The sequence below is a fragment of the Methylobacterium pseudosasicola genome, assembly GCF_900114535.1.
GTDB lineage: Bacteria > Pseudomonadota > Alphaproteobacteria > Rhizobiales > Beijerinckiaceae > Methylobacterium > Methylobacterium pseudosasicola.
Window position 1 is genome coordinate 1 of record NZ_FOTK01000049.1, and the last position, 17,381, is coordinate 17,381.

Consider the following 17,381-nt stretch of genomic DNA (forward strand, 5'->3'; position numbering starts at 1 on the left):
CCCACGCCCTGTGCAACGCCCATCACCTGCGCGAACTGAACGCCGTCGCCGAGATCGACGGGGAGGCCTGGGCCGGGCGCATGCGCCGTCTGTTGCGCAGGCTTTGCCATCACGCCAACCAAGCGCGCGACCGTGATGTGGCGTTGCCGCCGCCCCTGATCGGTCGGGCCGAGCGGCTCTACGACAGGATCGTCCAGGCAGGCCTCGCCTGGCACGCAGCCCTGGCCCCCTTGCCGCGCGCGATCAAGCGCGGCCGCGTCCGGCGGCGGGTCGGTCATAACCTGCTGCTGCGCCTCCAACTGCACAAGGCCGCCGTGCTCCTGTTCCTGCACGACCCCGCGGTGCCCTTCACCAACAACGAGGCCGAGCGCGACGGGCGCATGATGAAGCTGCGGCAGAAGATCTCCGGCGGTTTTCGAACCCGGGAAGGCGCGGACAACTTCGCCACCCTGCGCACCCTCATCGGCACCGCCAGGAAGCGCCGATGGAACCTCCTCGACGTCTTGACCCTCGAACCCGCACACCTCGTTGCTAAGCTCTAAGCCGGTTCCGCAAACCAACCTGGGTAGTTACGAACCGGCAAGCAACCGGCCGAACCTCGAGATTCGCTGTAAGGCGCTGGTCGATCGCGTCCTGTTCGAGGGGCTCCAGGCCGTCGGGCTCCGCGTCCGCTTCGGAACGGACGCCTGGACCGAACTCCACGGCCGCGAGATCGTCCTCTGTGCCGGCGCCGTCCACAGCCCGGCCATCCTGATGCGCTCCGGCATCGGCCCCGCCGAGCAGCTTCGCGCGCTCGGCATCCCCGTCTTTCATGCGCGTGAGGCGGTCGGTGGCAATTTCATGGATCACCCGATCCTCAGGGCGACGATGGATCTGAAGCCCGGCCACCGGGCGCTCGGGTCGGATGCCCGACACACGAATTGCTGCGTGACCTATTCGAGCGGTCATGCAGGGGGCGGCGAGCGTGACATGATCGTCGTCGCCTACAATCATTGCGGCCTGACGGGCCTGGAGCCGACCCCGCAGGGTGCCGTCGGCGTCGGTTTGTACGACGCGTTCTCGCGCGGTTCGCTGCGCCTTACATCGGCCGAGCCCGAGACCAATCCGGTCATCGAGGAGAACATGCTCGACGATCCGCGCGACCGCCTGCGGCTGCGCGATGCGGTGCGACGGCTGGCGCGCCTGACGACACATCCGGCGCTGGCCGACCTCGCCACCGCAATCAGGTTCGGCGAGAGTCCGCTCGCTGTGGACGAAGCTGCGCGTCTCCCCGATTCCGAACTCGACGACCTGATGCTCGCGGAAGCGGGCGACATCCAGCACGCGGCCGGCACCTGCCGCATGAGCGGATGGCAAGACGCATCCGGCGTCGTCGATCCCGATCTGAAGGTCCGCGAGGTTGATGGTCTGCGGGTCTGCGACGCGTCCATCATGCCCAGTGATTGCAGGGCCAATCTGCATTTCACTTGCGTGATGATCGGTGAAAATCTTGCACTGCGCATGGCCGAGCAATAGTATGTTGATCTTACATGTGCTGAATTGTGTTGTTTATTGTAGTGCATCGCTCGCTCGGACAGGCCTGGAGGCTTGCGATCGGCTTCATTCGCGCGACGCATGGATTTCATTCCATCGCTATGACTGCAAAAAGCCGCTTCTTGAGCCGCTCGCTCGTCGAATAAGGGCCGCTTCCTTTACATAGAGCACCGAAAGCAACCGGTTTCTTTTCGGCGAGACTACACTGTGTAAGGTGGCTGATATGGGTAAAACCGGTCGTTCGGTTTTGCGCCCATCTCGGTCATTCCACCTATTCAAAGGAATGCTCTGCAGCAGACGTAGCAACGGTTGGATTGCGTCTTTGGATCGCGCCAGTATCGGAAGTAGGCTCTACGCCCAGAAGCGGACGTTTAGTTCAGAGGGGCTGACCGTCCGGTGTCGACCCATTTCAGATGCCGGAGGATCTGATTCTAGGACGTCGGATCGATCCGTTCGAGCGTTTTCGATTCGGGTGCGATCCGACCATGGTTGGACGCCCCTTGTAGACCATTGCATGTCGACTCAGTTTCGTTTGGCGATCAGGCCGGTAGGCCCGCGATCGCCAGAGCTTCGGCGTAGATCTTGGCCGTCCTCTCCAGCGGAAAGGGGATGCGGGCGAAAAAGCCCGAGATCGTCAAGGTCGGCTCGATGGCGAGCAGGTCGTCGACAGCCGCCCGTGCGCGGTCCACCCGCCCGAGCCTGACATTGGCGACCGCGAGCACGCGCAGGGCCACGGCGAAACGGCGGTTCTGCCCGAGGGCCAATTCGGCCCAACCGATCGCATCGGTGTCGTTCTCGTCGATCAAGTCGGCGACTGCCATCACGCCGGACATCAGCCAGCCGCGCGGATCGCGCGGGTTGAGCTGCTGCGCGCGGACCACCATGCTGCGGCCCTCGCTGCCATTGCCGCACATCGCCTCGATCCAGCCCGCGAGCGTCAACGCCATCGCGGAGTTCGGGTTGAGGAGTAGCGAGCGGCGGAAGAGGTCCCGCGCGCGCTCACGCCCGCTCACGGCCATGTTCCAGATCGCGAAGGCGGCCATCCACAGCACCTGCGCATCGCTGGGCGCGAGCTCGACCGCCCGCCATGCGAGGTCGACGGCCTCCGTGCGGGCCTGGTCGTCCTGTTCGGCCCAGCCCTGGAAGTGGCACTGCGCGCGGCAATAGGCTGTCGCGGCCATCGCGGGGGCATAGCCCGGTTCGACGATCAGGGCCTCGCCCAGGCAGGTCAGGGCCTCGCCCATCCCGGCGCCGGTGAACTCGGCCATGTGGGCGTTGGCCCGCAGCAGACGCTCGTAGGCATCGAGCCGAGACGGGGCCGTGCGGGTGAGACGACCGATCTCGGCCTGCTGCAGGGTCGGCTCGATCGCAGCAGCGACGCTGTCGGCGACCCGCTCCTGCAGCTCGAAAACGTCCTGTAGGTCACCGTCGAACCGGTCCGACCAGAGGTGGGCGCCCGAGACAGCATCGACGAGCTGCCCCGCAATGCGCAGCCGGTCGCGGCTGCGGCGCACGCTTCCTTCGAGCACGTAGCCGACGCCGAGTTCCTCGCCGACCCGGCGCACGTCGATCGCCTTGCCCTTGTAGGCAAAGGAGGAGTTGCGGGTGATCACGAACAGGCCACTCATGCGCGACAGAGCCGTGATGATTTCCTCGCAGATCCCGTCCGCGAAATAGTCCTGCTCGGGCTCACCGCTCATATTCGTGAAGGGCAGGACCGCGACGGCCGGCAATCGCGATCCCGCGCGCCAGGCAAGGCCGGCGTTGGGTCCCGTCTCCGCCATCGGCTCGGGCGGGAGCTCTGCCAGCTCCTGCACCGCGGCGACGAAGCGAACGCCCTTGCGCGGGAGCGTGCGGATCAGGCGTTGGTCGAGGCCTGTGTCACCGACCGCAACGCGCGCGGCGTTCAGCCGGCTGCTGATCGTCGCCTCCGACACGATGCGGCCGTGCCAGACCGCCTCCAGCAGATCGTCGCGGCTGACCACCCGATCGCGGGCCGCGATGAGATGGGCGAGGATATCGAAGACCTGCGGTTCGAGGGCGACGAGGTTGCCCCTCTCCCTGAGTTCGCGCCGGGCGGTGTCGAGGGTGAAGGGCTCGAACTGGTAGATCACGCGGCCGCCTCAGCGATCAGGCCGGCTCAGCAGGGCCGTGCAGCGCCGAAAATCAAGAGGTCCTGAAGGGTAATTCCACGGCATCTGAAAGCGGCTCGCGGCCGGTGAGAGTAGTGTCCAGCGCATCGATACGCCAGTAGCGGGATGTGCCCATGCCGTCCGAAACCATCAACCAGAACCGCCGCCGCCTTCTCGGCGGCGCGGCTGCCACCCTCGCGGCCGCCGAACTCGGCCTCGTCAATTCGGCGCGCGCGCAGGCGGGATCGGGCGCCGGCGCCGAGTTCGGGCCGCTCAAGGAGGTCGAGGCCGGCCTCCTGCGCGTCGGCTATCTCGAAGCCGGCAATCCCTCCGGCCCGGCGGCGATCCTGCTCCACGGCTGGCCCTACGACATTCACAGCTTCAGGGAGGTCGTGCCGCTCCTCGCTGCGGCGGGATACCGGGTGATCGTGCCCTACCTGCGCGGCTACGGCACGACGCGCTTCCTGGCGGCTGACGCCGTGCGCAACGGCCAGCAGGCGGCGCTCGCGGTCGACGTCATCGCCCTGATGGACGCCCTCGACATCCGTCAGGCCGTTCTCGCCGGCTTCGACTGGGGCGCCCGGACCGCCTGCATCGTCGCGGCGCTCTGGCCGGAACGTTGCCGGGCCCTGGTGTCGGTCAGCGGCTACCTGATCGGCAACCAGGAGGCGGGCAAGACGCCGCTGCCGCCCAAGGCCGAGCTCTCCTGGTGGTATCAATTCTACTTCGCGACCAGCCGCGGCCGGGCGGGCTACGAGGCCAACCGCACGGAATTCGCCCGGCTGATCTGGCGGACGGCGTCGCCGCGCTGGCAGTTCGACGATGCCGACTTCGCGCGGAGTGCGGCGGCCTTCGACAATCCGGATCACGTCAGCATTGTCATCCACAACTACCGCTGGCGCTTGGGCCTCGCCGACGGCGAGCGGCGCTACGATCCGCTTGAGGCACGCTTGGCGGAGGCGCCAAAGATCGGCGTGCCGACGATCACGCTGGAAGGCGACGCGAACGGAGCCCCGCACCCCGATCCCGCCACCTATGCCGGAAAATTCTCCGGGCGTTACGAGCACCGGACGATCACCGGCGGCATCGGGCACAACCTTCCGCAGGAGGCCCCGCAGGCCTTCGCGCAGGCCGTGGTGGACGTCAATGCATCCTGACCGTCGTCTCCGCGGACACGGCGCCCTTCTTCGGGCCTGCGCCGCGTCAGGCCTTCTCGTCGCGACCGCCTGGGCGGTGGACGAGAGCGGAAAGCCCGCCGCGCCGATCTACGGCGTCACCATCCCGGACGGCTACCGTGACTGGCGCCTGATCGCTCCGGCGCTCGAAGACGCCCCGCTGAACGAGTTGCGCGCGGTCGTCGGCAACGACCGCGCCGTGGCGGCCTACAGGGACGGCACGCTGCCCTTTCCGGACGGGACGGTCTTGGTGAAGCTGGCCTGGAAGCGGATGCCGTCGACGGAGTTCGAGTCGGCGACGGTGCCGGGCCGGGCCACGACCGTGCAGGTCATGGTCAAGGACGCGAAGCGTTACGCCGCGACCGGCGGCTGGGGATTCGGCCGCTTCATCGACGGCAAACCGGTGGACGAGGCGCAGCACCAGACCTGCTTCGCCTGCCACGAGGCGCGGGTGAGGGACCACGACTTCGTCTTCACGCGGTATGCGCGGTGAGGGACGCGCGGCTGAGGCGGCTGAGAATGGGTCGTCCCCGGGCCGAGGCGAGACGGTGGGCTGCCGACATGTTCGGCAATCTGCGCGGATCCCTCAGCCAACAAATGGAACGCCCGCTCGCGGGCGGCACCTCAGGAGCCGCTTCCAACTTGGAGTCGAAGTTCCTGCACGGTCGATGAACGGCTACGTCTGGGAAGCACCGACGACGGTCCGGACGGTTGGCATGGGTTGCAATGACACACTCTCTCAGCGGCCATTCTCCGACCGACTTCAACATCGGAAACTCCGCGACGGGGGCCTCACGCCGTGTGCGCCTTCTCACCGAGCCGAAAGTGCAGGTGCCTTAGCCATCCCCGATGAGCATCAGCATCCACGGCATCAGCGTTCCGGTCTTCGTGAACGCGCTTCGCAACATGAGCGCTTGGCTCGATAAGGCGGCATCGGAAAAGCCGGAGGCCGACTTACTCCTCGGCCGTCTCGCTCCCGACATGCGGCCCTTGCCGGCGCAGTATCAAATGGCCTCCGACAGTGCGAAGAACGCCGTGGCGCGGATCGCCGGGATCGAGGCGCCCGGGATGCCGGATGTCGAGGCCAGTTTTGTCGAACTCAAGGAGCGTTGCGCGAAGACCATCGCCTTCGTTGAAAGCGTCGATGCTGCTGCGTTGGCCTCGGGCGCGGAGCGCGAGGTCGAGTTGAAGTTCCCGAACGGCATGGGATACCGCTTCACGGGGCAGGCCTATCTCACTGGATTCGCACTTCCGAACTTCTTCTTCCACGTGACCACCGCCTACGGGATCCTGCGCAGTGCCGGGGTGCCCCTCGGCAAGCCGGACTTTCTCCAGCACCTCGGTCCGCCGAACATCCCGGTTGCGAAGTAAGCGAACCCGTCTGGCGTCGGCCTGGCCCTATTCAGGATCCATTCCGGCCGGGAGCGCAGGCATCGGCGACGGGCCACCGAACGAACCGGTCTTGAGCTTGGGATGAGCGGATTCCGGCGACGGGATGACTATGCTTGGCTCGATCGCATGCGTGCGACCTCGCTGGGCCCAATCGCGAGGTAGAAGCGGATCGCATCGTCGACCAGAGCGTCGGGCGTGACACCCGCTGCCTTCGCGGCCCGAGTAACTTGGAGGCCGAGCGCAAGATCGATGCGCAAGGCGGCACCCTGGCTCGGCGAAGCTGGTGCGACGGTCGGGGCAGGTATGGGTGCAGCACTGTTTCGCGACTCAAGCTTGCCAAGCTTCGCTTCGCGACGACCCTGGTGGACGAGAGCGTCGGCGCGCTCATTGAGACGGTCGCCGGCATGCCCCCGGACCCAGGTCCATTTCACGTCGCGCGCCGCGTTCAGTTCGTCGAGGCGCTTCATGAGGTCGACGTTCTTCACGTCCCCCGTCGTCGTGCGCCAGCCTTTCGCCTTCCATCCGCGCATCCACTCAGTCACGGATTTAACGACGTACTGGCTGTCGCACCGCATCTCGATCGCGGCCCCGGCCGGGAAATGCTCGAGGCCCTTGATCGCTGCCATCAGCTCCATGCGGTTGTTGGTCGTGGTGCCGGGCTCTCCGCCGCACAACTCGACCGTACCTTCCGTGGCCGCAACGACGACCCCCCAACCGCCTGGCCCAGGATTAGGGTCGCAGCCTCCATCGGCATAAACGATCGTGCGCATCGTGGCGTCAACCCTTCCGTACGGGGTGGTCGATGGGAGGCTGCCATCGGTGCCCGAAATTAGCTGACAGATAGTATCTCTCCCCGGGCCGGTTGAGGACGCAAAAGGGCTCGCCGACTGCTCTCCGGCGATGCGTAGAAGGTCTACGTCGGCGGGGTGGCGCAAACGGCGTGTCCGCTTTTCTGGTCGATCCTCTCCGAAGCGGGCTAGCGGCTTTCGGCCAGCATCAGCCGCCGCAGGCCGCTTGCCTAAGCCTCTCAGATGGGTGGATTTGCGACTGTCCGCTTCTGAGTGACGACGGCGATCCGGGCGGCTGGGTTGAGTCGATTTCTACCTGTCTGCTTTCGAGCAAGGTCACTGCACAAATCATCCTCTGACGTCACTCTTTGATGGGCAGTCCCTCGGAGGGCGATACCAGCCCGGCCCCGAGGGCGATCCAGACGAGGTGGGCGTCGGTGCGTGCGCCCAGCTTGGCGCGGATCACCGAGAGGTTGTTGTGCACCGTCTTCAGGCTCAGGCACAGCGCCTCGGCCACCACCTGCGCCGTCGTGCCCGCCGCCGTCATGCCCAGGATCTCGAGTTCCCGCGGGCTGAGGTCGTCGAGGGCCGTGCGCCCGCCCGCCACCTCGTCCTGCGCGATAGCCCGCGCGATGTCGGCGCTCATCGCGCGCTCGCCCCGCAGCACGGCGGCCACCGCCGCCAGGAGTTCACGCGGCGGACTGGCTTTGCTCACATAGCCGCACGCACCGGCCGCGAAGGCTCGGCGCGCGACCACCGACCCCGTGCGCATGCTGAACACCAGGATGCGCGCCGCCCCATCCCACTGGCGAATGTGCCGGATGGCCTCAATGCCGCTCGGACCGGGCAGCGACAGATCGAGGATCACGAGATCCGGTGTGAGCGCCTTGTATTGGCGGTAGGCCTCGGCCGCGCTCTCCGCCTCGGCCAATACGACGAGCCCCGGCTGCCGCTCGAGCAGGCGGCGGTAGCCCTCCCGCACGACGGGGTGATCGTCGACGAGGAGGATCGTCGTGGCCATGGGCGATCTCAACCGGCGGTCGGAACGGTCGCGCAGGCGCGGATGCCGCTTCCTGTCCCGGTGAGCGACAGGCTGCCGCCCAGCGCGGCGAGCCGCGCCCGGATGCCGACGAGGCCACGGCCGGCGGCGGATGCCGTGCGGGCGACGTCGCCGCCACCGTCGTCATCCAAGGTGAGCGTCACCGCTCGCGCACCGGACTCCGCCCGGTCCAGCCGGAGGAAGATCCGGCTCGGCCGGCCGTGGCGCAGGGCGTTGGTCAGGAGTTCCTGCGCGACCCGGTAGAGGCTCGCCGACGCGTCCGCCGGCAAGTCGGCGAGGTCGCCGGTGACGTCGAGATGGAGCGCGGGGCCGGCCCTGAGTTGTGCCCGCCAGTCCGCGACCAGGCCACGGAGAGCATCCATCAGTCCGCCCTCGGCGAGGTCCGGCAGTTCGAGGCGGGCCAGCGCCCCGCGCAGGCTCTCGCGCATGGTGGCGACGATCGCCTCGATGCCGCGCGCGTCCTCGCGCAGATCCTCGCGGTCTGGAGGCGCGGCCAGCTCGATCGCGGCGGCGCGTGCGCCGGCGGCGGCGAGGCACTGGCCGAAGACATCGTGCAGGTCGCGAGCGAGCGCCTGCCGCTCCTCTTCCTGGACCGTGACGAGGCGCTGCATCAGGTCTGTGCGCTCGGCCTCGGCGCGGACGAGCCGGTCGGCCAGGCCGTTGCAGGCGATGGCGATCCGGTCGAACTCGGCGGCAGGGAAGCGCGGCAGGGGCGCTGGGATGCGGACGGCGTCGAGGTCGTCCAGCCCCCGCACGATCCTGCCAGCGGGCGCGACGAGGCGTGCGACGGCGAACCAGTTGAGCAGCACCGTCGCCGCGGCCAACACGACAGCGAGACCGCCCGCGAGGCGCACGCGATGCCAGATACGGGCTGCGCCGGCCATTGGGTCGGGCCAGGCTGCGACGCTGCCGATGGTGCGCTCGCGATAGACGATCGTCCGGATCAACGGTACGGCTTCAGCCTCCCACCCGAGCGCTGTGCGAAGCCACCCAGGGGCGGCATCGAGGCCGTCCCAGTCGCCGCAGAACCGTCGGGGCATCTCCGCGCCGAGATGGATGTCGGCGCAGATCCCGGGCAGGAGCGTGAGGATCGCCGGCGTGGGCTGTGACGCCGAGGCGGGCATCGTGGCCGGACCGGCGCTGCCGAGGCCAGGCTGGCGCGCGAGTTGCGCGGCGATCCGATCCGCCGAGGTCGCGGCCTCGCGGCGCAGGCCGGTGCGCGCCTCCCAGATGCTCCAGACGACCGCTCAGGCCAGGCACAGCAGGGCGACCGCGAGGAGGCGTAGGCCGAGATGGGCTGGCAGGCTCATGGGTAACCGCCGCGCTCGAACTGTGCACTGATTTGGCACGTGGAACGCCAGGGTGCGCAAGCCCTGGTCAGCAAGGTCGGGAAGAATGCCCGGGTGCCCGCGGGAGGACTTCCCTGGCCCGATCCCGGCATGGCGCGGAGGATGGCGGCGTCTCTTCCGCGCGGAGCCCGCCATGTCCCCTCGACTCTCCCGCCGCAGCCTGCTGGCCGCCTCCGCCCTGCTGCCGCTCGGCCTGCACCGATCGACCACGGCCGCGCCTGTCGCCGGCCCCTACCGGGTCGGCGCGTTCACGGTGACGCCGCTGCGGGACGGGCTGTTTCCGCTGGAACCGAGCATGATCCCGGCGGCCGACAGCGCGGCCGGGCATGCCCTGCTGAAGGGGGCCGGCCTTCCGGCTAACGGCCCGTCACCGGAGCCGGTCAACGCCTTCCTGATCCGGCGTGGGGAAAGGCACTGGCTTCTGGATGCGGGCTGCAGCACCGTGCTCGGGCCTGGGTTCAACCGGGTGACCGCGGCGCTGGCGGCGGAAGGCGTACGGCCGAATCAGGTCGACACGATTTGGCTGAGCCATCTCCACGCCGACCATGCCGGCGGTCTCCTGACGCCGAGGCGCCGCGCACGCTTCGCCAACGCCGAACTCGTGCTTCAGGACCGCGAGGTGGCGTACTGGTCGGATGCAGGCGCACGCGCCTCCGCTCCCGCCGCCCTGAGACCGATGTTCGATACCGCTCAGGCGGTTCTCGCAGCCTATCCTGATCGGATCCGGCGTATCTCCGGCGAGTCTGAGCTCGCGCCCGGCATCCACGCGCTGCCTCTACCCGGTCATACGCCGGGGCACATGGGCGTGCTGATCGCGGACGGATCAGAGCGGCTGCTGATCTGGGGCGACATCGTCCACTCGCGGCTGCTGCAGATGCCGCATCCGGATTGGACGGTGATCTGGGACACCGACCCGGCGCAGGCGGTCGCCACGCGCCGGCAGATCTTCGACCGCGCGGCGATGGAGGGTTTGAACGTCACCGGCATGCACCTCGCCGCCCGCGGTCGGATCGAGCGGGCGGATGCCGGGTACGCGTTGCGTTAGAACCCCTCGGTCCTCGGTCCAACGCGCTCGCCATCGAACCGGCATCCGCTTCGACGGCGAGCGCTTCGGGAACCACGAAGCGGATCAGCTCCCATCGGAAGATGGCGAGTCCGGCCGATAGAATCTTGATAGGGTGCGGGCGTAGCCTCTCTCGGGATCGTAGGTCAGGAGCTCGCTCGTCCAGATCTGGCCATCCCTGAGTAGCGGATGGCCGAGGGCGATGCCGACGAGATGCGGGACGGGATACGCGATCACGCGACACTCCCACAGTCTCGGTGCGCTGCGCAGTTCGCCCACGCTGCCGCAGCGCTACACATCCAAATTAGCCACGCTCAGCGCGTTGTCCTGGATGAACTCCCGCCGGGGTTCGACCACGTCACCCATCAGCTTGACGAACAGGTCGTCGGCGTCGGTCGTGTCCTTGACCTTCACCTGCAGCAGCGAGCGCACGTCGCGGTCAAGGGTGGTTTCCCAAAGCTGCTGGGCGGTCATCTCGCCGAGGCCCTTGTAGCGCTGGAGCTGGAGGCCCTTGCGGCCGAAGGCCATCACCGCTTCGAACAGGGCCACGGGGCCGTGCAGCACGGTCTCGTCGGTCTTGCGCATCAGCGTGGCGGGCTCGCCGTAGATCTCCCGGAAGGCGTCGGCCCGCTCGGACAGGCGTCGTGCCTCCTGGGAGGAGATCAGGCTCGCATCCAGGGTGGCGACCTGCTTGACGCCGCGGAGCGTTCGGGTGAGGCGGTAGCCGCCCTCGTGGGACTCGCCCTGCCAGCCCTGCTCGATCTCGTCGGCGATCAGATCGAGGCGGCGGGCGGTCATGTCGGCCAGCACCTCGGCCTCGCCGGGCCGCGAGGCCGCCTCGGCGTCGAAGGCGCCAGCCAGGACCGCCTGTTCGACCACGGAGCGGTCGTAGCGGGTGTGCAGGCCGAGCAGCACGTTGCGGAAGCCCCGCGCCTCCTCGACCAGGCTCTTGAGCTGCGGGCCGGTGAACTCGGCGCCGGTGGAGAGCCGCAGGATCGCGCCGTCGGTACCCTGGTCGATCAGGTAATCCTCGAGGGCGCGCTCGTCCTTGAGGTAGATCGCCCGGCGGCCGCGCTCGGCTTTGTAGAGCGGGGGCTGGGCGATGTAGAGGTGGCCGCGGTCGATCAGCTCCGGCATCTGGCGGAAGAAGAACGTGAGCAGCAGGGTCCGGATGTGCGAGCCGTCCACGTCGGCATCGGTCATGATGATGATGCGGTGGTAGCGCAGCTTCTCGGGGTTGAACCCTTCCCGGTCGGTGGATGAGCGACCAATGCCGGCGCCAAGCGCCGTAATCAGCGTGCCGATCTCGGCCGAGGACAGCATGCGGTCGGCGCGCACGCGCTCGACGTTGAGGATCTTGCCGCGCAGCGGCAGCACCGCCTGGAACGCCCGGTCGCGGCCCTGCTTGGCCGAGCCGCCGGCGGAATCGCCCTCGACCAGCAGGATCTCGCATTTCGACGGGTCGCGCTCCTGGCAATCGGCGAGCTTGCCGGGGAGCGAGGCGATGTCCAACGCGCCCTTGCGGGTCACGGTCTCGCGGGCCTTGCGGGCGGCCTCGCGGGCGGAGGCCGCCAGCACGACCTTGCCCATCACCGAGCGGGCCTGCTGCGGGTTCTCTTCGAGCCAGGTCGACAGGCCCTCGTTGAGCACGTTCTCCACCGCCGGGCGGACCTCGGACGAGACCAGCTTGTCCTTGGTCTGCGACGAGAATTTCGGGTCCGGCACCTGCACGGAGATGACCGCGGTGAGGCCCTCGCGGCAATCCTCGCCGGTGAGCGAGACCTTCTCGCGCTTCGAGACGCCCGAGGAATCGGCGTAGCCGGTGATCTGCCGGGTCAGCGCGGCGCGGAAGCCGGCCATATGCGTGCCGCCATCCCGCTGCGGGATGTTGTTGGTGAAGGGCAGGACCGTCTCGTTGAACGAGTCGTTCCACCAGAGCGCGACCTCGACCCGGATGCCCTCGCGCTCGGCGCGGACCACCACCGGGCTCGCCATGCCCTCGATCGGCTTGCGCGAGCGGTCGAGGTAGCGGACGAACGCCTCGATGCCGCCCTCGTAGTACAGCTCCTCGCGCTTATGCTCGGCATGGCGCGCGTCGGTCAGCACGATACGCACGCCGGAATTGAGGAAGGCCAGCTCGCGCAGGCGCTTCTCCAGCGTGCCGTAATCGAACTCGATCATCGTGAAGGTGTCGGTGGAGGGCAGGAAGGTCACTTCCGTGCCGCGCCGTCCGTTGCCGGGGCCCACGACCTTGAGGGGCGCCACGGCATCGCCGTGACGGAACTCCATTGCGTGCTCCATCTCGTTGCGCCAGATCCGGAGCTTCAGCCAGGACGAGAGCGCATTGACCACGGAGACGCCGACGCCGTGCAGGCCGCCGGAGACCTTGTAGGAATTCTGGTCGAACTTCCCGCCCGCGTGCAGCTGGGTCATGATGACCTCGGCCGCCGAGACGCCCTCTTCCTTGTGGATGTCGGTGGGGATGCCGCGGCCGTTGTCGGACACGGTCACCGAGCCGTCGGCGTTCAGCTGCACCGTCACGAGGTCGGCATGGCCGGCCAGGGCCTCGTCGATGGCGTTGTCCACCACCTCGTAGACCATGTGGTGAAGGCCCGAGCCGTCGTCGGTGTCGCCGATATACATGCCGGGACGCTTGCGGACGGCGTCGAGGCCCTTCAGCACGCGGATCGATTCCGCGCCGTACTCGGCGGGCTCGTTCGGGGGGATGTCGGCCATGAAATTCCTCGGGCAGGCGGACCAGTTCGCGACGGAGGGACTCGCGCCGTCGGGCGCCCACGCCTGCGCTCTCGCTTGGTCCACCTGATATAGGGGTTCCGCGTTGAGATTGCACGATTTTACGGGCTCGCGCCGGACCCGTGTACCCGCTTTTCTGGCGCCCGGCGCTTAACGTTGCGTTAGCCCTGGATGCCGCCCGCGCTCGCCGCGTCCAAACGAGCGATCGCGTCCGCCGAAAGCCGCAGATCGGCGGCCCCGAGCAGGTCGTCGAGCTGCGCCACCGAGGTCGCGCTGGCGATCGATGCGGTGATGCCCGGGCGCGCGATGATCCAGGCGAGCGACACCTGGGCCTGGGTCGCACCGTGGTCCCGGGCGACCGAATCGAGCACGTCGAGCAGCGCGAAGCCGCGTGGGGTCAGGTACTTGGCGACCCGATTCTCCCGGGCCCGTCCGGCCGCATCCTGTGCGGAGCGGTATTTGCCGGTGAGGAAGCCGGCCGCCAGGGAGAAATAGCCGATCACGCCGATCTCTTCGGCCCGGCATAGGGGTGCGAGCTCGGCCTCGAAGCCGCGCTCGGCGAGGCTGTAATCCGGCTGGAGGCATTCGTAACGTGGCAGGCCCGAGGTGGCCGAGACCTTAAGCGCCTCGGCGAGCCGCTTGGCGTCGTAGTTCGAGGCGCCGATTGCCCCGACCTTGCCGGCGGCGATCAGGCGGTCGTAGGCCCGTAGCGTCTCCTCCAGGGGCACCTCGGCATCGTCGGTGTGGGACTGGTAGAGGTCGATCCGGTCGGTCTGGAGGCGCCGCAGGGACGCCTCGCAGGCTTCCTCGATATGCCGGGCCGAGAGGCCCTTTCCGGGCTCCCCCGATTCTTGGCCCATATCCATGCCGACCTTGGTGGCCAGCACGATCTTCTCCCGTGCGCCCGGTCGAGCCGCGAACCACTTTCCGATCACCGTCTCGGATTCGCCGCCCTGATGGCCGGGCGCCCAGCGCGAATAGACGTTGGCGGTGTCGACGAAGTCGAAGCCGCGCTCGACGAACCGGTCGAGAATCGCGAAGGAGGTCGCCTCGTCGGCGGTCCAGCCGAAGACGTTGCCGCCGAGACAGAAGGGCGCGACCCGGAGGTCGGAGCGGCCGATGCGGCGCTTGTCCATGCTGTCAGCCCTGGAGGAAGGGATTGGAGACGCGCTCTTCGCCGAGCGTGCCGGTCGGTCCGTGGCCGGGGATGAAGGCGATGTCGTCGCCGAGCGGCAGGACCTTCTCCTTGATCGCCCGGATCAGCTGCTCGTGGTTGCCGCCCGGCAGGTCGGTGCGGCCGACCGAGCCCTTGAACACCACGTCGCCGACCAGGGCGAAGCGCGCGTCCCGGCTCACGAACACGACGCTGCCCGGAGAGTGGCCCGGGCAGTGGAGGATGTCGAAGCCGAGTTCGCCCACGGTGACGGCGTCGCCGTCGTCGAGCCAGCGATCGGGGGTCACCGCCCTGCCCTCGCCGATCCCGTAATTGGCCGCCGTCTCCGGCAGGGAATCGAGCAGGAACTTGTCGGCGAGGTGCGGCCCCTCGATCGGGACGCCCAGGCGCTCGCGCAGCTCGTCGGCGCCCGCGGCGTGGTCGACATGGCCGTGGGTCAGCAGGATTTTTTCGACCCGCACGCCCTGCTCGCGGATGGCGGCCTCGATCCGGTCGAGGTCTCCACCGGGATCGACCACGGCGCCGATCTTGGTGGCGTCGTCCCAGATCAGCGTGCAATTCTGCTGGAAAGGCGTGACCGGGATGATCCCGGCGCGGGGTGTTCCTGGCATGAGGTTCCGCGGGTTGGCTGCGCCGCCGCCGGCGCTCTCGGTGCGGTTCTAGCGCAGAAGCGGGCGGCCGGCACCATGCCGGTCAGGCCGTCCCGTCCTTCGGGCGGCGCAGGTTGTCGTGGAGCGCCAGCATCTCGGCCATGCCGAGCGACCGGCTGCTCCAGCGGGTCTCGGCGGTGTTCACCTTCGTGAACCGGTCGTGGGACCGGCCGCCATAGGCACCGAAGATCGCGACACCCGCCTCGGTCGCACCGTCCTCAGGAGGCGTCGCGGACGCGTCCGGCCGGTCGATCCGGTACGAGGGCGCCGCCGCCTTGCCGGTGACGCCGATACGGACCCAGGCATCGCCGTAATGCTTCTGGCACATCCGCATCGTCACCAGCACCTGCCGGAGATAGCCCTCGGCATCCTCCAGACTTTCCATGACGTCCGCGATCGTCGCGTCCGGGGGGTAGTGCTTGATCCGGGCCATGTGCCACCTCTGTTCGCCGCGAGCCTTACCGCGCCGGCTCGGCCAGAGCGAGGCGCCGCCCCGTCAGCCCGGCGTCCGCTTCAGCAGGGCGTCGAGGCCACCGACCCGGAACCAGTGGTAGCCGTAGCCCTCCAGGAACAGGCAGTGCTCGCCCTCGGGGCCGGCCTCGCTGCGTGATCCGGTGAGCACGTCGACCAGGATGTCGTGCTCCGGCTCAGTCTCGCCGGTCCTGAGCGCGACCTCCACGGGCTCCGGCGCGAGGTTGTGCACGCACAGCACTGCGTTGCCGCGCCATGCGTAGCGCAGGGCCAGGACCGAATTCTTGCCGGTCGGAACCGCGGTCACGTCGCCCCAGCCGATCTCGGGCGCCTCCTTGCGCTGGCGGATCAGGCTCTGCATCCAGTTCAGTAGCGAGCCCGGGTCGTGGCGCTGGTCGGCGACGTTCACATGGGCGTAGCCGTAGGGGCCGTGGTCGATCGGCGGAAGCACCGCGCGCTCGGCCTTGGTGAAGCCGCCCTGATGCTCGGCGGTCCATTGCATCGGCGTGCGGGCGCAGTCCCGCTCCTTGAGGGCGAGGTCGTCGCCCATGCCGATTTCGTCGCCGTAGCGCAGCACCGGCGTCCCCGGCAGCGTGAACATCAGCGAGTAGGCGAGCCGGATCCGGCGCGGGTCGCCGGCCAGCATCGGGGCGAAGCGGCGGCGGATGCCCCGGTCGTAGAGCTGCATCCGCTTTTCGGGGCCGAACGCGGCGAACACCGCCTCGCGCTGCTTCTCGGTGAGCCGGCCGAGGTCAAGCTCGTCGTGGTTGCGCAGGAAGATGCCCCACTGGCACGAGAGCGGACGCGGTTTGGTTCGCTCGATCGCCTTCACCAGCGGGCGGGCGTCATGCGCAGCCAGGGCGTAGAAGGTCGATTGATTGACCTGGAAGTTGAACATCATGTGCATGCGGTCGGCATCGTCGCCGAAATAGTCGAGATCCTGCTTCGGCAGGACATTGGCCTCCGCCAGGATGATCGCGTCGCCTTTGCGCCATTGCAGGAACTCGCGGAAGTCGCGCAGCATGTCGAACTGCTCACGCGGTTTGCCGCCGACATCGGCGCCCTTCTCGGCGATGACGAACGGCACCGCATCCATGCGGAAGCCCGATACGCCGAGTTCGATCCAGAACCCCATGATCTTCAGGATCTCGGCCAGCACTTCGGGATTCGCGGTGTTGAGATCGGGCTGGAAGTCGAAGAACCGGTGGAAGTACCAGGCGCCGGCCTTCTCGTCGTAGGTCCAGGTGGTCTCCTGCACGCCGGGGAAGACCATGCCCTCGTCGGTTGTGGCCGGCCGTTCCTTCGACCAGACGTACCAATCGCGATAGGGCGAGTTCGGGTCCGAGCGGGCAGACTGGAACCAGCGGTGCTTGTCCGAGGTGTGATTGACCACGAGGTCGATCAGAACCCGCAGGCCCCGCTGCTTGGCCGCGTGGGCGAAGGCGACGAAATCGCCGAGCGAGCCATAATCGGGATCGACCCCGTAATAGTCCGCAATGTCGTAGCCGCCGTCGCGCTTGGGTGAGGGCTGGAACGGCATCAGCCAGATCGCGGTGGCGCCCAGGCCCTGGATGTAGTCGAGCCGCCGCTCCAGCCCGGCGAAGTCGCCGATGCCGTCGCCGTTGGCATCCATGAAGGTGCCGACCGACAGGCAGTAGATGACCGCGTTCTTGTACCAGAGATCGGTGATCATGCCGGTCCTCGCCTTCGCCGCGCACGACGAACGTCAAGCCTCACGAAAGCGTTGCTGTGGGCTGTCTCAAATCAGCCGCGTTGTGGAGCGCCTATCCACGAGCCCCGGCGTAGCACTATCCCGGCCGGGCCCTGACTCGCCCCCGAA

The 17,381-nt window shown here is 68.2% G+C and carries 15 protein-coding genes and 1 pseudogene; 6 read left to right on the forward strand and 10 right to left on the reverse strand.

The genetic code is table 11. The annotated features are described in order from the left end of the window. Together BM228_RS28705 and BM228_RS28710 are read left to right on the forward strand one after the other, a co-directional pair. Positions 1-542 (forward strand): IS66 family transposase (locus BM228_RS28705; RefSeq protein WP_139234239.1); only part of this gene is annotated, 542 nt, incomplete at its 5' end. Continuing rightward, complete coding sequence (locus BM228_RS28710; protein ID WP_244537361.1) at positions 529-1,515, forward strand: GMC family oxidoreductase; 987 nt, start codon at positions 529-531, stop codon at positions 1,513-1,515. The genes BM228_RS28705 and BM228_RS28710, both read left to right, overlap by 14 nt. A 557-nt stretch (positions 1,516-2,072) precedes the next feature. Here the strand turns inward: BM228_RS28710 and BM228_RS28715 are convergent. Beyond that, a complete protein-coding gene (locus BM228_RS28715; RefSeq protein WP_092046042.1) occupies positions 2,073-3,647 on the reverse strand; it encodes a winged helix-turn-helix domain-containing tetratricopeptide repeat protein in 1,575 nt (524 codons plus the stop codon). Positions 3,648-3,799: 152 nt separating this feature from the next. On the opposite strand from BM228_RS28715, the gene BM228_RS28720 reads away from it, so the two are divergent. The 3 genes from BM228_RS28720 to BM228_RS28730 all read left to right on the forward strand — a co-directional run bounded on the left by BM228_RS28720 (position 3,800) and on the right by BM228_RS28730 (position 6,211). Continuing rightward, positions 3,800-4,822, forward strand: coding sequence for an alpha/beta fold hydrolase (locus tag BM228_RS28720; protein WP_092046043.1), 1,023 nt, complete (start codon positions 3,800-3,802; stop codon positions 4,820-4,822). Continuing rightward, positions 4,812-5,333 (forward strand): cytochrome P460 family protein, encoded by a 522-nt coding sequence (locus tag BM228_RS28725; RefSeq protein WP_092046045.1) that lies wholly within the window; start codon positions 4,812-4,814, stop codon positions 5,331-5,333. Before BM228_RS28720 ends, BM228_RS28725 begins: the two co-directional genes overlap by 11 nt. A gap of 356 nt (positions 5,334-5,689) precedes the next feature. Beyond that, positions 5,690-6,211 carry a DUF1993 domain-containing protein gene (locus BM228_RS28730; RefSeq protein WP_092046046.1) on the forward strand — a complete coding sequence of 174 codons (522 nt, stop codon included), beginning with the start codon at positions 5,690-5,692 and terminating at the stop codon, positions 6,209-6,211. Between the two features lie 128 nt (positions 6,212-6,339). Here BM228_RS28730 and rnhA read toward each other — a convergent pair whose 3' ends face one another. From rnhA to BM228_RS28745, 3 genes and pseudogenes are all read right to left on the reverse strand, one after another. Next, positions 6,340-7,002, reverse strand: a complete 663-nt coding sequence (gene rnhA, locus BM228_RS28735; RefSeq protein ID WP_092046048.1) for a ribonuclease HI — start codon at positions 7,000-7,002, stop codon at positions 6,340-6,342. A 379-nt stretch (positions 7,003-7,381) separates the two neighbouring features. Continuing rightward, positions 7,382-8,041, reverse strand: coding sequence for a response regulator transcription factor (locus BM228_RS28740; RefSeq protein WP_092046049.1), 660 nt, complete (start codon positions 8,039-8,041; stop codon positions 7,382-7,384). A gap of 8 nt (positions 8,042-8,049) precedes the next feature. Next, positions 8,050-9,390 (reverse strand): annotated as a pseudogene (locus BM228_RS28745) (histidine kinase). Between the two features lie 172 nt (positions 9,391-9,562). On the opposite strand from BM228_RS28745, the gene BM228_RS28750 reads away from it, so the two are divergent. Next, a complete protein-coding gene (locus BM228_RS28750; RefSeq protein WP_092046051.1) occupies positions 9,563-10,474 on the forward strand; it encodes an MBL fold metallo-hydrolase in 912 nt (303 codons plus the stop codon). A gap of 84 nt (positions 10,475-10,558) precedes the next feature. Here BM228_RS28750 and BM228_RS36030 read toward each other — a convergent pair whose 3' ends face one another. The 6 genes from BM228_RS36030 to BM228_RS28775 all read right to left on the reverse strand — a co-directional run bounded on the left by BM228_RS36030 (position 10,559) and on the right by BM228_RS28775 (position 17,234). Then, complete coding sequence (locus BM228_RS36030) at positions 10,559-10,771, reverse strand: DUF6634 family protein (protein WP_342030186.1); 213 nt, start codon at positions 10,769-10,771, stop codon at positions 10,559-10,561. Between the two features lie 12 nt (positions 10,772-10,783). Further along, the gene (gene gyrB, locus BM228_RS28755) at positions 10,784-13,228 is read right to left on the reverse strand and encodes a DNA topoisomerase (ATP-hydrolyzing) subunit B (protein WP_092046052.1); all 2,445 of its coding nucleotides are present in this window, start codon (positions 13,226-13,228) and stop codon (positions 10,784-10,786) included. A gap of 179 nt (positions 13,229-13,407) precedes the next feature. Next, the gene (locus tag BM228_RS28760; RefSeq protein WP_092046054.1) at positions 13,408-14,382 is read right to left on the reverse strand and encodes an aldo/keto reductase; all 975 of its coding nucleotides are present in this window, start codon (positions 14,380-14,382) and stop codon (positions 13,408-13,410) included. 4 nt (positions 14,383-14,386) lie between these two features. Continuing rightward, positions 14,387-15,031, reverse strand: a complete 645-nt coding sequence (locus BM228_RS28765; protein WP_092046056.1) for an MBL fold metallo-hydrolase — start codon at positions 15,029-15,031, stop codon at positions 14,387-14,389. 82 nt (positions 15,032-15,113) lie between these two features. Continuing rightward, a complete protein-coding gene (locus BM228_RS28770) occupies positions 15,114-15,503 on the reverse strand; it encodes a hypothetical protein (RefSeq protein ID WP_092046058.1) in 390 nt (129 codons plus the stop codon). 63 nt (positions 15,504-15,566) lie between these two features. Continuing rightward, positions 15,567-17,234, reverse strand: coding sequence for an alpha-amylase family protein (locus tag BM228_RS28775; RefSeq protein ID WP_092046060.1), 1,668 nt, complete (start codon positions 17,232-17,234; stop codon positions 15,567-15,569). Between the last annotated feature and the right edge of the window lie 147 nt (positions 17,235-17,381).

Bases quoted from the DNA above. Each gene is read 5' to 3' on its own strand.
- BM228_RS28720 (WP_092046043.1), top strand. From the start codon at position 3,800: ATGCCGTCCGAAACCATCAACCAGAACCGCCGCCGCCTTCTCGGCGGC.
- BM228_RS28725 (WP_092046045.1), top strand. From the start codon at position 4,812: ATGCATCCTGACCGTCGTCTCCGCGGACACGGCGCCCTTCTTCGGGCC.
- BM228_RS28730 (WP_092046046.1), top strand. From the start codon at position 5,690: ATGAGCATCAGCATCCACGGCATCAGCGTTCCGGTCTTCGTGAACGCG.
- rnhA (WP_092046048.1), bottom strand. From the start codon at position 7,002: ATGCGCACGATCGTTTATGCCGATGGAGGCTGCGACCCTAATCCTGGG.
- BM228_RS28740 (WP_092046049.1), bottom strand. From the start codon at position 8,041: ATGGCCACGACGATCCTCCTCGTCGACGATCACCCCGTCGTGCGGGAG.
- BM228_RS28750 (WP_092046051.1), top strand. From the start codon at position 9,563: ATGTCCCCTCGACTCTCCCGCCGCAGCCTGCTGGCCGCCTCCGCCCTG.
- gyrB (WP_092046052.1), bottom strand. From the start codon at position 13,228: ATGGCCGACATCCCCCCGAACGAGCCCGCCGAGTACGGCGCGGAATCG.
- BM228_RS28760 (WP_092046054.1), bottom strand. From the start codon at position 14,382: ATGGACAAGCGCCGCATCGGCCGCTCCGACCTCCGGGTCGCGCCCTTC.
- BM228_RS28765 (WP_092046056.1), bottom strand. From the start codon at position 15,031: ATGCCAGGAACACCCCGCGCCGGGATCATCCCGGTCACGCCTTTCCAG.
- BM228_RS28770 (WP_092046058.1), bottom strand. From the start codon at position 15,503: ATGGCCCGGATCAAGCACTACCCCCCGGACGCGACGATCGCGGACGTC.
- BM228_RS28775 (WP_092046060.1), bottom strand. From the start codon at position 17,234: ATGATCACCGATCTCTGGTACAAGAACGCGGTCATCTACTGCCTGTCG.